Below are 16,501 nucleotides of genomic sequence, written 5' to 3' on the forward strand. Positions count from 1 at the left end.
TTTCATAAGGCGCAAAATCGTCTAAAACGATTGCGGCAGTTGCCAAAAAAGAACGCCCCTTCCTTACGGTAGGGGCGTTTTAATCAGCTGCAAAGCTGTAAGCCGGGTTCTGTTTTCCGCACAAGGCAGAACTTCTATCATTGATCTGGTGTTGTTGTTGCCAACAACCTCTAACAACCTACCCATCCTGAAATCTCCGAAGAGTGGGAGCGAGCAACTCCGCGTTCAGGACCTATTTGGTTTTTCAACTCCTGAGGTTTACCGCAATTCCGGTCGCCCGGAAAAGCCGTGAGCTCTTACCTCACGTTTTCACCCTTACCCTTGCGGGCGGTATATTCTCTGTGGCACTTGCTGTCGCCGGCTGTCGGCGCCTTCCCGTTAGGAAGCAGGATGCTCTGTGTTGCCCGGACTTTCCTCTACCTCAAATAAATGAGACAGCGATAGAACGTTTTGCGTTGCAAAGGTACAGTTTATGACCGTAAGTAATACAAATTTAACCAAACAGTAAGCTGTTAAATGGTGTTGAACTATTGTACTAAATAAAAGTTACCCACTTTATCCATGAAAAACTACTTTACTAAACAAACTTTTAAAGATGCAATTACCATATTGAAGGCTGCGTTCAGTGGTTTTTCAAATGATATGGCCATGAAGTTTAGCGCGTCGCTTGCCTATTATACTGTATTCTCTTTAGCGCCGCTTTTGTTGTTGGTTATATCATTAGCGGGAGTTTTTTTGGGCCGGGAAGCAATACAAGGTGAGTTGTTTAAAGAAATTAACGGCTTTGTAGGTAATGATGCGGCCAAACAAATTCAGGATATGATAGCCCGTTTGGAGTTAACCGGGAAATCTACGCTCTCTATAATTATTGGTTCTATAACCTTAGTAATAGGCGCAACCACAGTGTTTGGTGAGATACAGGAATCTATTAACATTATATGGCAGGTTAAAGCCAAGCCAAAAAAAGCATGGTTGAAGTTACTGAAAGACAGGTTGCTATCCGGTTCGCTTATATTATCGTTGGGCTTCCTGCTACTGGTTTCGCTTGTAGTTAACGGAGCATTGGATGCATTAAGTGGTAAATTGAAAACCTATCTACCAGATATTACGGTGGTTGTGTTCTATATCATTAATATCGCAATTAGCTTTATAGTGATAACAATACTGTTTGCTGTGATATTTAAGGTATTGCCTGATGCAAAAATTGCCTGGAAAGATGTGAGATCAGGTGCCATTTTTACCGCTTTGCTGTTTATGTTGGGACGATTGGTTATAGGGATCTATGTAGCGTCATCTGCAAACAGTTCCACCTATGGTGCGGCAGGCTCCCTTATAGCTATTTTGTTATGGGTTTACTACACAGCTGCCATACTCTACTTCGGAGCTGAATTCACCAAGGCTTATGTTGATTTTAAAGGGAGGAAAATAGAACCTGCGGAATATGCTGTTTATGTGGAAAGGGTAGAAGAGGAAAAAAAAGTGAAGAAGCTGCCAAAAAAAATGGACAATGAAACAGGTAAACCTATCGAAAAAACAATAGAATAATTTTGTATATATTCCCCTAAGTAGTATTTTGGGTTGATATTTACACATAAACCTATGTTTTATTTATTACTTATTACAGCCGCGTGCCTGTTTTTGGCACATGTTATTTTACTATTTACCGCTTTCCCAAAATCGCAATTAGCAAGTAAGCGCTATTTTTATTCTCACTTAACCTTATGGCTTACGGGATGTATCGTGTTTTTGCTCGCTTTATTTTATAGCGGCTCCGGCCAATGTGGGTTTCTTGACTATTTTGATTCGCCGTTAAAGAGAGCAATGATCATTGTATTTACTTTTGCACTTTCGTTAACAGCACATACCATTGTTCGTTACCTGGTGTTACCTTTAACGAGTAGGACCAGATAAGAAATACAAAGCCTAATTACCTACATTTTTTGAGGTACTCCTCCGCCTGTTGCGTAGTTGTTGTACCTTGCTTGTTTCCGTAAGAATTGGTTACATAGGTTGTTACCTTGGCAATATCAACCGTTGGGAGGTCGGTCGCAGGCATTTTATCGCCAAAAGTATTAGCTGCTGTGTTTAAGCTCTTGCTTGAACCGTATTTAATCAGGCATGCCATTGCAACTTTGTCTGTTTTGTATTTACTCAGATCAGTGAGTGGAGGTATAAGCGCGCCTAATCCCTTCCCGTCGCTGCCATGGCAGTTTTGACACTTGCTTTGATAAACCACCTTTCCACCGGCGTAATAGCGGGCAAACTCCAGGTCGCTTTCACTTTGGCAGGCCGCTAAGCCTACAACGGCTAACGCAAATAAACCTATGGCTTTCCACTTCATTTCTGCTCGGGCTCGGCTTTTAATATTTTGATATCATCAATCAGTTTCTTAACCTGATCCGGGTTTGTGCCGTCATACTGGCTGCGTATGCGTTTCTGTTTATCTACCAGAATAAAGTATCCATCATGAATAAATTTTTCTTTGGCGTCTTCAACAGGAAACGTCACCAGGTAGCTGGTTGACAGCTGGTAGATATCTTCCTTTTTACCCTGTAAAAACCACCAGCGATTACCTGTTACACCCAGTTTTTTAGCGTAATCCTTTAGCACTGTAACGCTGTCGTGCTTCGGATCTATGGTGTATGATATGATCTTCAGATCGGGCATATCCTTATATGCTTCATAAACCTTCAGCATATTGCGATGCATTACCGGGCAAATAGAGGGGCAGGTGGTGAAAAAGAAATCAGCAACATAAATATTGTCGTCCAAATTAACGCTCTTTATAGAGTCACCGTATTGGTTAACAGTTTTAAAATCGGGTATGGTATGATAAACGGTATCTGTAACGGTTTTGCCATCTACCGTTTTAGTTTCAACATCGCGATTACCCGCTATTGGCAAACGTTGTACATCGTCATTGAACTTACATGCGTTTAGCAGCATCAACACGCAAGCCGCCACATAAATTAATTTCTTCATTTTATTTCTTTATCTCTTTCAAGTATTTGTCTGATGCCTCAACCGCAACTGTTATTTGCGAATCTAACCGTGTTACTGCTTTTTTCTGCTCTGCGTAATATTTGAGTTTTTGTTCATGGGTTTTGCCCTTCAGTTCAGGATCAAAACGCTGCATCCAGATAGACATGGCCTCGTCTGCAGCAACCAGTTTAAATCGCATAGCGCTAATGGTCACTTTTTGCTCCATGGAGTATTTATCGTTAACGGGGCCGGGAGTAAGTATGCTATCCATCTGCATTTTATTACGCATCAGGTATTCTTCTTTTCCCATCACTTCATCATGAATTTTAATCACTTCATCTAAAGCCGCTTTTTCTTTAGACTTATCATCCGTACAAGCAAACAGTGCGCAGGCGATAACAACAAACAGGGAGGTTTTTTTTAGCATAGTTAGACCTAATTGAAACGCCAAAATTAAGCTTTATTGCTCGTTAATGCTAAATAAAGCGGCTTTATTATTGACTGCAAGTGTGTTGCCACAATTCAATTTTGCAGCGTATCGTTTCACTGTGTATATGAAACGACTTGAAACGATATTTTTTGTAAATATTTGATTTGTAGATTTTTAAATAAAAACAGTGAACGAAAATGAAACGGGTGAACCGATTTTTTTAATGACGCGTTAACAATTGATCTTTTAAACAAAGTAAAATGAGCTTTTTAACAAAGCGCCCCATTTGTTATCGGGATAACTTTGTTAAAAAATTATATTATGAAAAAAGTTTGGTTTATAACAGGTGCTTCCCGCGGATTGGGACGCAGCCTTACCGAGTTGATTTTGGAAACAGGCCATTTTGTTGCCGCTACCGCTCGCGATACAAGTTCCTTAACACAACTGCAAACAAGCTATCCCGAACAATTGCTTGCGATAAAACTTGATGTAACGCAACAAAGCGAGGTATACCATGCTGTTGATAAAGCATTGGCTCGTTTTGGTAAAATTGACGTACTGGTTAACAATGCCGGCTTTGGTATTACCGGAGCAGTAGAAGCTTACACTGAAGAACAGGTTCGTAGTCAGTTAGAAACAAACCTATACGCGCCAATAGAGATCACCAGGGCTGTACTTCCGCATATGCGTAGTCAACGATCGGGTCACATTCTACAGGTAAGTTCTGTAGGAGGCAGAGTAGGAAGCGGAGGGGTATCTATTTATCAGGCAGCTAAGTTTGGTTTAAGTGGCTTTAGTGAAGGCCTGGCAATTGAAGTTGCGGAACTGGGCATAAAAGTTACTTGTGTTGAGCCCGGCGGATTTAAAACCGATTGGGCAGGCGATTCAATGACTTATGCCGCCAGCATACCGGATTATAAAATTGTTAATCAAAGACAAGAAATATTTCAAAATGGCACATTTGTGCCAATGGGCGATCCTAAAAAAGCTGCGCAGGTAATGCTGGATATTGTTAATGAACCCAATCCGCCATTACATCTTTTACTGGGTAGTGACGCTGTTGCAATTGTAAAAAGTTCTGAAGCGGCAAAGTTGAGGGAACTGGAACATTGGGAGAAAGTTAGTTCAAGTACTGATCATGATGATTCGCCTGCATTTCTGGATACAGACTACGGTAAACGATACCTCGATCTTAAAAAGTAGTTTTTGCGGCTGTTAGTTGTAACTTTACAGTAACCATGGCAATTGTTTCAAATAATAACGCCCGCATCAGCTATTCTTGTTATTACAAAGAAAACAGACAGGGCGAGCAATTTGTGGAAGAACATATCCTGAGCTTTCAGTTGTCGGGTTCGCTTTTACTTAATACAGGTAGTAAAGTTTATGAGTTTAATGCCGGCGATTTCAGGTTCATAAAACGAAATCAACTTATTAAATTTGTAAAGCAACCTCAACCCGAAGGAGAGTTTAGATCCATATCCGTTCATTTTGATCAGGATCTGCTCAGAGATATTAGCCTTGAGTATGGTTATACCGCTACGTTGCCTTCAAGCGAATCTATAATCAGTTTAAAGCCCGGTCCGTTACTCACAGGTTATGTAGATTCCATTTTGTCGCTGCATAGAGACGGGGTTGTTTTAACAAGAGAATTGCAGGCACTCAAACTCAGAGAAGGTGTATTGATGCTTATAGAGGTTGAGCCGAAGCTAAAGGATATACTTTTTAACTTTAGCCAACCTCATAAAATAGACCTGCAAGCTTTTATGGAAAAAAACTTCCGCTTTAATGTGCAAATGCAACGTTTTGCATACTTAACCGGCCGAAGTCTTGCCACATTTAAACGCGACTTTAAGAAAATATTTGATACCACACCAGGAAACTGGCTTTTAAATAGACGGTTGAAGGAGGCGCACTACCTTATAAAAGAAAAAAACAGGTCGGCCTCCCATGTTTATCTTGAAGTGGGCTTTGAAGACCTTTCGCACTTTTCATACGCGTTTAAGGGTAAATATGGGATATCGCCTTCAAGACTTTAAAAGTTGACAGAGTTCAATGTGTCCGTATCATGGTTGGACAAGCTCCGTCACTGCATCTTTTTTTAGTTGTCATACTGAGCTTGTGGAAGTGCGGCAACACTTAGTGTATTGGAACCTGTCCCAGATGGTGGACCCAAAAAAAGTATAGGCAATTTAAATTTAATTATTTTGATTTCAGGTGTTTATGTAATTTTTACAGCTAAATATACCTACCTAAAAGTTGTCCCACGGTACAGTGGTGAAAGTGTTAGTAATTGAAGATCAGTTCATATAAAGATCATCATTGCCAAAATTAGCTTATCCCGCATATCTGCGTGGGACAACTTGGTGTATTAAGTAGGATTAGAGCGGCTGATTAACCGGCCCTTACTCGTGCAATAACTCACCCTTTAGCAACGCTTCCCTATCCGTCTTCGGCGCTTTTTGGTGGTGCGCTAAATATTCAGGTGTATCAGTTGTTTCTTCAGCAGGTTGCTGTTTGGTAAATAATTTTAAACGGAGCCTGTCAATTTTGTCGGCCAGCATATTGCGTACTTCTGGTTTGTTTTTGCTATAAAATAAATAACCGGCTATACCTGCCACTACTGTGCCTATTACCAAACCGGCGCCCAACGTGGTATGCTTTCTTTTTCTGAATGGACTTGTCATAACTTTAATTTTTAAAAAAATAATACGTTTATGTTGCTTAAAACCTACAGCCACACTATTCTGCACGCTCAATAATTTCGTTATCACCTTCCTGCGGTAATTCCTCTTCCTGCCTTACTGTATCCACTTCTGCGCTGCTTAGCTGTTTGGAAATGGCTTGCAGTTCGGGATTGTTACTTAACAGTTTCAGCAATTGCTTGATCTGGTTGGGTGTGGCTTCAATTTCTACTTTCATACCTGGTTTAAAGCAAACTATGGGCCATACCGTTGCTTTTGGTTATCTTTTAGCTCAATTTAAAATTTGTTGTCTGTTGGCATAGCGGTTATCTATCGCGATCCGATCAAAAACCTAATAGTTTTAAATATGCGGGGCCGGGCGCTTATTATTAATTAATTGGTTACAATTATTTAATTTTAACAGCTTTTACTAAAAAAGCGTTGTTTTTGGTCGTTATATGGGTGATCAGTATTTGTGGGCGTCATTTTTAAAAGGCGATCCGCAGGCTTATGAGAATATGTATTCTCAATATTATCAAAACTTATATAGTTATGGTGTGCGCAAAACGAATCACCCTGATCTGGTGCGCGACTGTATACAAGATCTGTTTGTTCACCTGTGGACAAATCGTGCCAACCTTAGGCAAACAGATAACGTTAAATACTACCTGCTGGCCTCCCTGCGTAATTTTTTAGTAAAGGCAAGCATGCAAAATGATAAGCGGCAGGGGGTAAGCCTGGATGCTGATATGCCTTTCACAATGGATTTTGATCCGGAGATGATATTGTTGCTGAAAGAAAAAGAGGGTCAACGCTCCAAAATGATAGTTGAAGCCCTTGAACAATTAACAGACCGCCAAAAAGAAGCCATTTATTTGCGCTATTTTGAAGAATTAAGCTATGATGAGGTAGCAGAACTGATGAATATATCGGTTAAGGGTGCTTATAAATTAGTTTATCGGGCTTTAGAAGTGTTAAAGCTGGCATTGAACATGCCAAAAAATGATATCCTACTCCTTTTAATGGCTTGTCGCCTTGATTTTTTCACCTCATTGAAACATTTTTTAAATCAACATTAATTTTTTTAAAAAAAATTATCAATTCGGTGGGGTAAAAACCGCGCGAAAGTGATTTGTAATTTAAAAAGACGGCGATACTACGCTGAATGTTGAATGAAAAACTACGACGAATACTCTTTTCAGGACTTTCTTGACGATGACTCCTTCATCGCGTTAGCAAAACATGGCCCCGCACCCGAGCGTGCACATTGGGAGCAATGGCTGGCTACACAACCTGAAAATGCTACACTATACCGTGATGCCCTTAATTTTTTACAAATAGTTAATTCCGCGAAACCTGTAATAGATTCGGATAGTAATACAAAACTGGTTTGGAGGCAGATCAACCACCAACTAAGTGTTGTTCAGAAACGTGCTACCCGTGTAAAACGCTTACGTGTGTGGAGCGCCATGGCGGCCTCGGTTATTTTATTGTTAGGGGGAGCGTGGTGGTATTTAAATTCGATTGTTGTAATAACTACTGGCAATGGTGAGCAGCAGCTGGTAAAACTACCGGATGATAGCGAGATACAATTAAACGCTAATTCGTCTTTAAGCTATCACCGTGCCTGGGCCATTCAGTCTATGCGCGAAGTTTGGCTGAACGGCGAAGCGTTGTTTAAGGTGAATCATCTTAATAAAGATGCCAATAGCATTAAAGCGTCCGAGCGCTTTGTAGCCCATGCTGCCAATGTGCAAATAAGCGTATTGGGAACCGAGTTCAATGTGAAAAACAGGAGGGACAGGGTAGTTATATCCTTAGTAAAAGGTAAGATCAGTGTAAGCAACACTAAAAAGAGTAAATCCATTATTATGCTGCCGGGCGATGCACTTCAGATCAAGAATGATCAATTTGTGAGGCTTCCAATTAATCAACTCGCCAATAAGCCATTAGCCTGGACCCAACACAAAATAATGGCCAGTGGCTTAACCGTGGCCGACATTATTGAGAACTATGAGGACACCTACGGCGGACAAATCATAGTTGATAATCCATCAGTAAAAGCTAAACGGATTGATGGCATCATTTCGTTGCAAAATAAAGAAAACACCCTCTATATGCTGGCTAACCTGCTAAATGCAACCATTGAGCAGCGTAATGACAGTACTTTTTATTTCAGATCAAATAATACAAAGCATTAACCCCTTAAACCCCTATTGATTTATGCGTAACACCTTTACAAAACTAACGCGATGCCTGTTACTCTTCCTGTGTTTAGGATGCTGTTACAACGCTTATGCCCAAAACGGCAACTCAAGGATCTCCCTTACTGACGCGATCAAGAGTGTTCAAACCCGGTTCAAAACCCAGTTAGCCTATGAGCACGGTTTACTCGACAACAAATTTACCACAGCTAATGACCTCAAAGGCAGCCAGGCCGAGGAGGCGTTAAAAAACATATTATACCCCAATAACCTTATTTTCCTTTATGTAAGCGAAAATAATTATACCATAGTTGCCAGGAACGCGAGCTTTTTTAATAGTGGCACTCCCGCCGTTTCGGTAACTGTCAACAAAACCGGTGGTGTTGCTACACATACTGTTCGTGGCAACATTACCGGTGATAATGGCGAGCCTTTGCCTTTTGTAAACGTTTGGGTAAAGGGCACTAATCAGGCAACGCGCAGCGATGATGACGGTGGTTTTTTGCTGCCTGCAGTTAATAGTACAGATGTTATTAGCTTCAGCATGATGGGTTACGAAACCCGCGAACTTGTTGCCGGTAATGATATTAAATTGAATGTCTCGCTCAGGGCTAATCAAACCATGCTTAACGAAGTTAGTATTGTAAGTAACGGTTATCAAACCATCAGCAAAGAGCGTGCAACAGGCGCGGCATTCAGCTTAAGCGCCAAAGAGATCGAAGAACATCCGCAAAATAATATCATTCAGCGCCTGGAAGGCTTAACGCCTGGCATGCAGATCAATCTGTCTTCTGGTGATCGTGGCTTTTTTTATCAGAGTGGCGGCTCAATTGCTACCGTGCAAGGTGCTAATTCAACTACCAGAACGGTTGGTACTAATGATTACGGCGTTACCATAAGGGGGAAGAATACCCTGCAAGGAGAACAGTCTCCGTTGGTTGTGTTAGACGGAGCCATCACCGAGCTTGATATGTCAACTCTTAATCCGAGCGATATTGAGAATATCACTGTATTAAAAGATGCGGCAGCAGCTTCTATATGGGGTGTTCGCGCGGGAAATGGTGTTATTGTAATAACCACAAAAAAAGGTAAAAGAAACAGCAAGCCAACCGTAAACTTTAACACCTTGCTAACCTTTGGCGAAAAGCCTGATCTGGGTTATTTCCGTACCATGACATCGGCTCAGCAATTGGCTTATGAGAAAGAGCTCGCAGATCGTAGCTTGTTGCCCGCGCCAAACCCGTCTAACTATTTTAATGCCCTGTCGTATTATTCACCCGGAACTAACCTGGCATTTGCGCTTAAAGCGGGCACCATTACACAGGCCCAATACGCGGCCCAGGCAAGTGCATTAAGTGCTATTGATAACCGCGATCAAATAAGTAAATATCTGCTGCAAGGCGCTAAAAGCCAGCAATATAATTTATCAATAAATGGCGGCAGCGAAAATAATACTTACTTCTATTCTTTGTCATACAGCAAAGAAAGTCCTTACGAGGTACGTAATTACGGCAGCAGACTTACCGCTACTATGAACAACAGCTGGAAACTTTTTAACTGGGCTACATTGTCTACCAGTTTTAAAGGATCGTTTTTCAATTTAGTTAATAATGGTATAAGCCTTAATACGCTTTACAATCCAACTCAGTCAACGTTAATGCCTTACCAGCAGTTAGCTGATGCCAATGGCAATGGTATTTATTTTGACCGGCTAAATCCGGCTTTTACCAGTACGCTTTCAAGTGTGTATAAAGACTGGCGTTATAATTACCTGGATGAGCTGGCTTTAGGCGATAATACGCAAAAAACTTCCAATTACGCCTTCAATGTTAACCTGAAAGTGCCATTGTTTGAAGGCTTATCAGCAAGTGCATTATACACTACCGAACGTAGTTTTAACTTCAACAGGCAGTTTTATGACCCGGCAACCTTTTACATGCGCGACGCACTTAATTACTATACCTATCCAACAGCAACAGGTAATAGTCTTAACATAACTAACGGCGGCGCTCTGCAGCAATCAAACACTAATCAAAACAATTATAGTTTGCGTGGTCAGTTAGACTTTGATCGCACTTTCAATAAACGCCACCAGTTAACTGCAATTGCCGGTACCGAAATTAGAGAAACAAACATCGGGCAAAATACATCAACGCTATGGGGTTATAACATGGCTACAGGTATTACTAATACCAATATAAATTTCAATACAAGCTCACCTACGTACGCCTACATAGCGGGTTTAAGCCCAACTGCTTATACCACGTTCAATAAAGGGGGCTATCCAACGCAGGTAGATAAACAACGCCGCTTTTTATCATACTACAGCAACGCTGCCTACACATTAGATAACAAGTATATTTTATCTGCAAGTGTGCGGTATGATGATTACAACAACTTTGGTCTTGACCGTAAGTACCGTGCAACTCCATTATGGTCGGCGGGTGCCAAATGGCACATCAGCAGGGAAAATTTCCTGAAAGACGTTAAGTGGATAGATCAGCTTGCTATTCGTGCAACATATGGTGTAAACGGTAACTTGTCATTAAACACCTACCCGTTCACTTATATTTCGCTTGGATCAAATGATGGTGTTACAGGCCAAAGCTCAGCCAATATTATAGCCTTAGCCAATCCGCAATTAAGATGGGAGAAAACCATAGTTAAAAACCTTGGTATTGATTTCAGTTTGTTTAAAAGCAGGTTAAATGGCTCATTTGAGGTATTTGACAAGAATGGTAAAGACTTAGTTTACAGCTTTCCAATAAGCAGCGTTTATCAAGGCAATATTAGTCCGCAACTTACGCGCAACGCAGCTACGTTAACGGGTTGGGGCGTAGAAGCATCACTAAACGGAGTGATAGTACGGAAAACAGATTTCAGCTGGAGCGCTGGTCTTAGCTTTGCCTACAATACCAACAAAATTACTGATGGCCGCTTTAACGAAGCTGCTTATGCTTCTAACCTCGGTACTTCGCCATCAAGTATAAGCTATATTAGTGGTTATCCGTCTGATAAGTTGTTTGTATATCGTAACGCCGGGTTAGATGCTTCGGGCATGACCCAGATATATGATAGAAACGGTGATATTGTAAAATCATCTACCGTAACCTTAACCAGCCTGAGTGATCTTAAATATGCCGGACGCACAACGGCTCCTTACTTTGGTGGTTTTAACACCAATGTTCGCTACAAACAATTTTCATTGTTCGCTCAGTTCTCATACCAGTTTGGGAATGTGTTCCTTAAGCCAAGTATTCAAAACTATATTAGCTCATCAACAACGCTTAGATATGACCTAAGTGCTGATATTGCTAAACGCTGGATGCAACCCGGCGATGAGGCCAATACAGTAGTGCCTGGTTTAGCGGGAGGAAGTGCCACACAGATAAGTTTGATCCGCTACCAGAATTCAGATATTAATGTTCTGAAAGGCGACTACATCCGTATGCGTCAGCTAACATTTGCTTATCAAATACCTAATGCTGTGCTTAATCGCTTTAAAATAAGAGGAGCACAGGTTGGAATTACAGCTAATAACCTTGGGTTAATATGGAGAGCGAACAAGGAGGGTTATGATCCGGACTTTGCCAATTATGTGGGCAGCTTGCGTGGATTACCGGCAGCCAGATCTTACACACTTAACCTGAATTTAAACTTTTAACAAACAGCATCATGAAATTTAGATATATCGCAGCAGCTATTCTTTTTTCAGTTTCTTTAGCTTCATGCCGCAAGTATGTAGAGATAAAAACGCAGGGACAATTAGTGCCCGGAGATATAAATAACTATCGTTTAATACTCAATAATTCCAACGCCTTTGAGGTGGGGCCGCAAATAGGCGACCTTTCATCAGACGATGTTGAAATTGTAAACGGTAGCACACAACAAAGCAACCAGTCATCTGACTTTTACCGTTACTGGCGCGCGGCCTATACATGGCAAACTGATATTTATCCATTAGGCACCTATCAAACAGATAATAACTGGAATGCTATGTACAATAGCATTGCCTACGCTAACACCGTTATAGGCGAGGTACCAACCAGTACAGGTGGTTCTGAAAAAGATAAAGCGGCGTTAATAGGTGAAGCATTAGTACACCGGGCAGATGCTTACCTTATGCTGATGAACACCTATGCCAAGCCTTATAATGCAAGCACTGCGGGCAGTGACCTGGGTGTTCCAATGGTACTTGTGCAAACTACACAACAGTCGTTAGTTAGGCCGTCGTCACAAACTGTGTACGACCAGATCATTAAAGATCTGAAACAAGCCATTCCCAGCCTTGCGCCGAGGCAGACATTTAACACACAGCCATCAAAAGTATCTGCTTATGGCGAACTGGCACGCTGTTATCTGTACATGAATAATTATGCGGCTGCAAATACCTATGCTGATAGCGCTTTGGCAATTGCCAATACACTAAATGATCTGGGAGCTATTACGGTTGTTAATACCACAACTTATCCTATCAGACGTAGTGACCCGGAAATATTACTTTCAAAAGTTGCTTATAATGGCATTAGCGCCTTTACAACAACAGCCATGAGGTTAAGTAGCGATCTGTTGGCATTATTAGGCACTAAAGACCAACGTTATACCTTGTTCACATCAGACCCTTCGGTTATTTCTACTCAATATGTAGCGGCGGGAGGCAGATTTTTTACGCGTGACCGTTCTATTGGCGAAGCGCGTAACATTGGCCCTAATGTGCCTGAAATGATGCTGATAAAAGCGGAGTATTACGCCCGCACTAATGATGTTGCAAACGCTATGCTTTGGGTGAACAGACTGCGCCAAAAACGCTTCAAACCGGCTGATTATACCCCTTTAACGGCCACCACACAAGCAGAAGCCTTAAGTCAGGTTATTGATGAGCGCCACAGGGAGTTTTTCTGCCGCATGTTGCGGTGGTGGGATCAGCGCCGCTTAAAACAGGACCCCGCTTTTCAAAAAACTTACACCCGTACGTATGCTAACGTAACGTATACGCTGGAGCCAACCAGTGATCGTTATGTGTTTCGTATACCCCCGTATCAGATACAACTTAATCCTGAAATACAACAAAATCCTTGATTCAAATAACTGCAATGATGTTAAAAATAAGATACGGGCTGTTGGGAGCAATGCTTGCGCTATGCAGTACAATAAAAGCTCAGGAAAAGAACTTTGTGTTTGAACCTCAACGCCCTAAACCCGGAGAAACGGTTCAGATCACTTATGATCCTGAAGGGACACCGCTTGAGGGCCAAAAGCTGGTAAAAGCTGTTGTTTATAGTTATAGTAATTATGCCTGGAAGGCAAGCGATGTGCATTTGCATCAGGTTGGTAACCAATATAAAGCAAGTGTTACTTTAGATAAGCAGTGTGGTTTAGTTGCTTTCAAGTTTAAAGGAGGGGATAGTACAGATACAAATAATGAAAAAGGTTATGCCTTTATGACCATTGATCCTGAGCATCCCAGTGTAAATGCACCGGGAGCTTATGCCGGATGGGGTTTTTTACGGTCGCAAAACCGTGGATATGGTATTCCTGGTTATTATAAAAACCTGGCCATTAGTGATACCGCTTTTTATTACTGGATGAATAATGAAATAAGCTGGCATTCAAAAGAAGCAGGCACTAAAATAGCCGTTCCTTTTTCAAAAGCCACTTATGCTTATCAGGGCGATGTGGCGCTACCTCGTTTACAACGCGTGATTGCTTACCTCACCAAAGAAAGTGGAGAAGACAATATGTTGCGTGTACGCCAAATTTATTTGCAAGTGTTAAAACGCAAAGCATCGGCAGACTCGTTAGATGCGGTGTTACTCGAGCGTTATCCTAAAGGCAGTATAGCAAGGCTAAATGCTTACAAAGTTTTCACTGCTACACGCGACCAAGACATGATGCAAAAGTTAAGCTCAAAGTTTCTGGAAGAATTTCCCACTACTACAAATGCTGAATTTGACGAGCAGAATGGTGTAAAATATGGCAACGTTTATCAAGCGGCTATTCTTTTATCAGTAGCAAAAGGCGACTACACTGTACTTGATCGTTATGTTAATCAGTTACCATTAGCCACGCTTATTAATCTTTACTACAAGGTAATTGAGATACCGCATAAGCGCAAGGACATCCCGGATGAGAAACTATTACCTTATGCCGTAAAACTGGCAAAACGAATTGAGGAAATTAAAAATACGCCACAACCGGAAGGCTGGTATTTATCTCCCGAGGAATGGAGTGATCAGTGCGAGAAATATATTCAGAACAGTGTTTTGCCTATACATATAGATATATTAACAAGCACAGGCAACTATCAGGAAGCATTGAAGTTAGCAGAGCGTGCCGAAGATTATACCCATTACAAAAAGGCCTTTATCAATAATAACTATGCATTACTGTTGAATAAAAGCGGGCAATTTGAAAAGCTGAACGATGTGCTTATAAAAAGCATACACGAAAATCAAAGCTCACCGGAAATGATAGGAATACTCAAGGCCGAGTACCTCAAGCATAATAAGGATGAAGCAGGTTTTGACGATTACCTTAATAAACTAAAAAATCCGGTGCTGAGCGCTCAAAGCAGCGAAGAGATAAGAAAGATAATGCGCAATGATGCTGTACCCGATTGGCAAATGATGGATTTGAACGGCAACTTAGTTAAGTTCAGTGACCTGCGTGGCAAAACCGTTGTGCTTGATTTTTGGGCCACATGGTGCGTGCCTTGTAAAGAATCTTTCCCGGGTATGAAGCTTGCTGTTGAGCGTTATAAAAATGACCCCAACGTGGTGTTTTACTTTGTAGATACGGAAGAGCGGGGTAATGCTTATAAAGCTGCAGTAACTAAATATATGAAAGAGAACAATTATCCTTTTAATGTTCTGTTTGATAACACGCCGAAAGGCAGCAAACAAAATGACGAAGTGTATTTAAAAATGTGTAAGGCCTATACCATTTCAGGTATTCCTATGAAACTGATAATAGATGCTAAAGGAAAATTACGGTTTCTGACAGACGGATACAAAGGCAGTGCTACCGCTTTAGCCGACGAAATAGGAGAGATGATTGAACTGGCAAAAAAAACTGAATAATAATGTTTAGTAAATGGTTAATTACAAGGATAGCAGGCTGCACGGCAGCCTGCTTGTTTTTTTTTACTGCAAATGCTCAAAATAAAACTCCCGGAAGTTTAGCTTACAGTGCAGATAGCGTTGAATTTACGGGTAAGCAAACGGGCTTACTTTATGGGGCAACCATAACGGTTCCTAAACAACCGGGACGCCACACGGCTGTAATATTAGTATCAGGAACGGGGGCGCAGGATCGTGATGGTACAATGGCCGGACATAAAATGTTCAAGGAGATAGCCGACGAATTATCAGGTAAAGGTATAGTTGTGTTGAGGATTGATGACAGGGGAGTAGGGCGTTCAACAGGTGATTATGCGCAATCAACCACCGGAGACTTTGCTAATGATGTGCTGGAAGCATTCGCCTATTTACAAACCCGCAAAGAGGTCAACAAAAATAAAATTGGCCTGCTCGGTCACAGCGAAGGTGGAGCGAGTATTTCCATCGCCGCGTCGCGCGAGCCCAGAGTCGCATTTTTAATATCGCTTGCGGGGCTTTGCGTAAACGGGTACGATGCCTTGATTTTACAGAACGAGGCCCTCGTATCAGCAGCAGCACTCACAGATCTTGACAAAAAACGATATAATGATATTAATACGTTGATGTTCAAAACGGTTAGGGAATATGCAGACTCTGCTGATCTTGAAAAAGTTTTAAACCAACGCTATGAGGATTGGAAAAAGCAGGATGACGAATTGGTTAAAGCAAAAGGCATTCAGTACGATCACTTCAGGTTCCCGATATATAGCTATTCAAAACAAGCCGCCGGCCAGTGGTACCGGTACTTTGTTAAGTATGATCCGGCGGTTGTGTTGGCAAAAGTTACAGTTCCGATATTGGCGCTTAATGGCGATAAAGACATAATCATGTCATATAAAGAAAATTTGGAAAACTGGAAAAAACTGCCGGCAAAGGGTTTAAATAAAGATGTAACTACGGTGTTGATACCTGGTGTAGATCACCTGTTTTTGCCTTGCAATACCTGCACAACGCAGGAGGCGAAAACTAATACGCAACCAATGTCTGCAATTGCCCTGCAAACAATTTCAGAGTGGGTTAAAAAACGGTTTTAGTTGTTGTTATGTT

At 41.4% G+C, this 16,501-nt stretch carries 14 protein-coding genes and 1 other RNA gene; 9 read left to right on the top strand and 6 right to left on the bottom strand.

What is annotated here, in order from left to right:
- Window positions 1–82: 82 nt before the first annotated feature.
- An RNA gene (gene rnpB / locus CLV57_RS10365) (RNase P RNA component class A) lies at window positions 83–457 on the bottom strand.
- A gap of 104 nt (window positions 458–561) precedes the next feature.
- On the opposite strand from rnpB, the gene CLV57_RS10370 reads away from it, so the two are divergent.
- A complete protein-coding gene (locus tag CLV57_RS10370) occupies window positions 562–1,545 on the top strand; it encodes a YihY/virulence factor BrkB family protein (RefSeq protein WP_100341218.1) in 984 nt (327 codons plus the stop codon).
- Window positions 1,546–1,927: 382 nt separating this feature from the next.
- Here the strand turns inward: CLV57_RS10370 and CLV57_RS10375 are convergent, their stop codons facing one another.
- Genes CLV57_RS10375 through CLV57_RS10385 form a run of 3 tightly spaced genes read right to left on the bottom strand, consistent with a single transcriptional unit; the run spans window position 1,928 to window position 3,409 of the window.
- Complete coding sequence (locus CLV57_RS10375; protein WP_100341219.1) at window positions 1,928–2,341, bottom strand: c-type cytochrome; 414 nt, start codon at window positions 2,339–2,341, stop codon at window positions 1,928–1,930.
- A complete protein-coding gene (locus tag CLV57_RS10380; RefSeq protein WP_100341220.1) occupies window positions 2,338–2,982 on the bottom strand; it encodes an SCO family protein in 645 nt (214 codons plus the stop codon). The genes CLV57_RS10375 and CLV57_RS10380 overlap by 4 nt, the downstream gene beginning before the upstream one ends.
- Window position 2,983: 1 nt before the next feature.
- Entirely contained in the window at window positions 2,984–3,409 is a 426-nt protein-coding gene (locus tag CLV57_RS10385; RefSeq protein ID WP_100341221.1) for a hypothetical protein, read from the bottom strand.
- Between the two features lie 324 nt (window positions 3,410–3,733).
- Here CLV57_RS10385 and CLV57_RS10390 point away from each other — a divergent pair, with 324 nt between their 5' ends.
- Window positions 3,734–4,615, top strand: coding sequence for an oxidoreductase (locus CLV57_RS10390; RefSeq protein ID WP_100341222.1), 882 nt, complete (start codon window positions 3,734–3,736; stop codon window positions 4,613–4,615).
- A 35-nt stretch (window positions 4,616–4,650) separates the two neighbouring features.
- On the top strand, window positions 4,651–5,448 hold the full coding sequence (locus CLV57_RS10395) for a helix-turn-helix domain-containing protein (protein ID WP_100341223.1): 798 nt from the start codon (window positions 4,651–4,653) through the stop codon (window positions 5,446–5,448).
- Window positions 5,449–5,814: 366 nt separating this feature from the next.
- Here CLV57_RS10395 and CLV57_RS10400 read toward each other — a convergent pair whose 3' ends face one another.
- Together CLV57_RS10400 and CLV57_RS10405 are read right to left on the bottom strand one after the other, a co-directional pair.
- The gene (locus CLV57_RS10400; protein ID WP_157799125.1) at window positions 5,815–6,096 is read right to left on the bottom strand and encodes a YtxH domain-containing protein; all 282 of its coding nucleotides are present in this window, start codon (window positions 6,094–6,096) and stop codon (window positions 5,815–5,817) included.
- 55 nt (window positions 6,097–6,151) lie between these two features.
- Complete coding sequence (locus CLV57_RS10405) at window positions 6,152–6,331, bottom strand: hypothetical protein (protein WP_100341225.1); 180 nt, start codon at window positions 6,329–6,331, stop codon at window positions 6,152–6,154.
- A 220-nt stretch (window positions 6,332–6,551) separates the two neighbouring features.
- Here CLV57_RS10405 and CLV57_RS10410 point away from each other — a divergent pair, with 220 nt between their 5' ends.
- From CLV57_RS10410 to CLV57_RS10435, 6 genes are all read left to right on the top strand, one after another.
- On the top strand, window positions 6,552–7,172 hold the full coding sequence (locus CLV57_RS10410; protein WP_100341226.1) for an RNA polymerase sigma factor: 621 nt from the start codon (window positions 6,552–6,554) through the stop codon (window positions 7,170–7,172).
- Between the two features lie 93 nt (window positions 7,173–7,265).
- Window positions 7,266–8,294: a FecR family protein gene (locus CLV57_RS10415; RefSeq protein WP_100341227.1), complete on the top strand. Its 1,029-nt coding sequence runs from the start codon at window positions 7,266–7,268 to the stop codon at window positions 8,292–8,294.
- A 22-nt stretch (window positions 8,295–8,316) separates the two neighbouring features.
- Complete coding sequence (locus CLV57_RS10420) at window positions 8,317–11,961, top strand: SusC/RagA family TonB-linked outer membrane protein (RefSeq protein ID WP_100341228.1); 3,645 nt, start codon at window positions 8,317–8,319, stop codon at window positions 11,959–11,961.
- An 11-nt stretch (window positions 11,962–11,972) separates the two neighbouring features.
- A complete protein-coding gene (locus CLV57_RS10425) occupies window positions 11,973–13,376 on the top strand; it encodes a RagB/SusD family nutrient uptake outer membrane protein (RefSeq protein WP_100341229.1) in 1,404 nt (467 codons plus the stop codon).
- 17 nt (window positions 13,377–13,393) lie between these two features.
- Window positions 13,394–15,376: a TlpA disulfide reductase family protein gene (locus tag CLV57_RS10430; RefSeq protein ID WP_169927076.1), complete on the top strand. Its 1,983-nt coding sequence runs from the start codon at window positions 13,394–13,396 to the stop codon at window positions 15,374–15,376.
- Between the two features lie 2 nt (window positions 15,377–15,378).
- Window positions 15,379–16,488 carry an alpha/beta hydrolase family protein gene (locus tag CLV57_RS10435; RefSeq protein WP_100341231.1) on the top strand — a complete coding sequence of 370 codons (1,110 nt, stop codon included), beginning with the start codon at window positions 15,379–15,381 and terminating at the stop codon, window positions 16,486–16,488.
- Window positions 16,489–16,501: the final 13 nt, after the last annotated feature.

The organism is Mucilaginibacter auburnensis (genome assembly GCF_002797815.1).
In the GTDB taxonomy this organism is placed as follows: domain Bacteria; phylum Bacteroidota; class Bacteroidia; order Sphingobacteriales; family Sphingobacteriaceae; genus Mucilaginibacter; species Mucilaginibacter auburnensis.

Excerpts from the sequence above, each read along its gene's own strand:
- CLV57_RS10370 (WP_100341218.1), top strand. The coding sequence starts at position 562 with ATGAAAAACTACTTTACTAAACAAACTTTTAAAGATGCAATTACCATA.
- CLV57_RS10375 (WP_100341219.1), bottom strand. The coding sequence starts at position 2,341 with ATGAAGTGGAAAGCCATAGGTTTATTTGCGTTAGCCGTTGTAGGCTTA.
- CLV57_RS10380 (WP_100341220.1), bottom strand. The coding sequence starts at position 2,982 with ATGAAGAAATTAATTTATGTGGCGGCTTGCGTGTTGATGCTGCTAAAC.
- CLV57_RS10385 (WP_100341221.1), bottom strand. The coding sequence starts at position 3,409 with ATGCTAAAAAAAACCTCCCTGTTTGTTGTTATCGCCTGCGCACTGTTT.
- CLV57_RS10390 (WP_100341222.1), top strand. The coding sequence starts at position 3,734 with ATGAAAAAAGTTTGGTTTATAACAGGTGCTTCCCGCGGATTGGGACGC.
- CLV57_RS10395 (WP_100341223.1), top strand. The coding sequence starts at position 4,651 with ATGGCAATTGTTTCAAATAATAACGCCCGCATCAGCTATTCTTGTTAT.
- CLV57_RS10400 (WP_157799125.1), bottom strand. The coding sequence starts at position 6,096 with ATGACAAGTCCATTCAGAAAAAGAAAGCATACCACGTTGGGCGCCGGT.
- CLV57_RS10405 (WP_100341225.1), bottom strand. The coding sequence starts at position 6,331 with ATGAAAGTAGAAATTGAAGCCACACCCAACCAGATCAAGCAATTGCTG.
- CLV57_RS10410 (WP_100341226.1), top strand. The coding sequence starts at position 6,552 with ATGGGTGATCAGTATTTGTGGGCGTCATTTTTAAAAGGCGATCCGCAG.
- CLV57_RS10415 (WP_100341227.1), top strand. The coding sequence starts at position 7,266 with ATGAAAAACTACGACGAATACTCTTTTCAGGACTTTCTTGACGATGAC.
- CLV57_RS10420 (WP_100341228.1), top strand. The coding sequence starts at position 8,317 with ATGCGTAACACCTTTACAAAACTAACGCGATGCCTGTTACTCTTCCTG.
- CLV57_RS10425 (WP_100341229.1), top strand. The coding sequence starts at position 11,973 with ATGAAATTTAGATATATCGCAGCAGCTATTCTTTTTTCAGTTTCTTTA.
- CLV57_RS10430 (WP_169927076.1), top strand. The coding sequence starts at position 13,394 with ATGTTAAAAATAAGATACGGGCTGTTGGGAGCAATGCTTGCGCTATGC.
- CLV57_RS10435 (WP_100341231.1), top strand. The coding sequence starts at position 15,379 with ATGTTTAGTAAATGGTTAATTACAAGGATAGCAGGCTGCACGGCAGCC.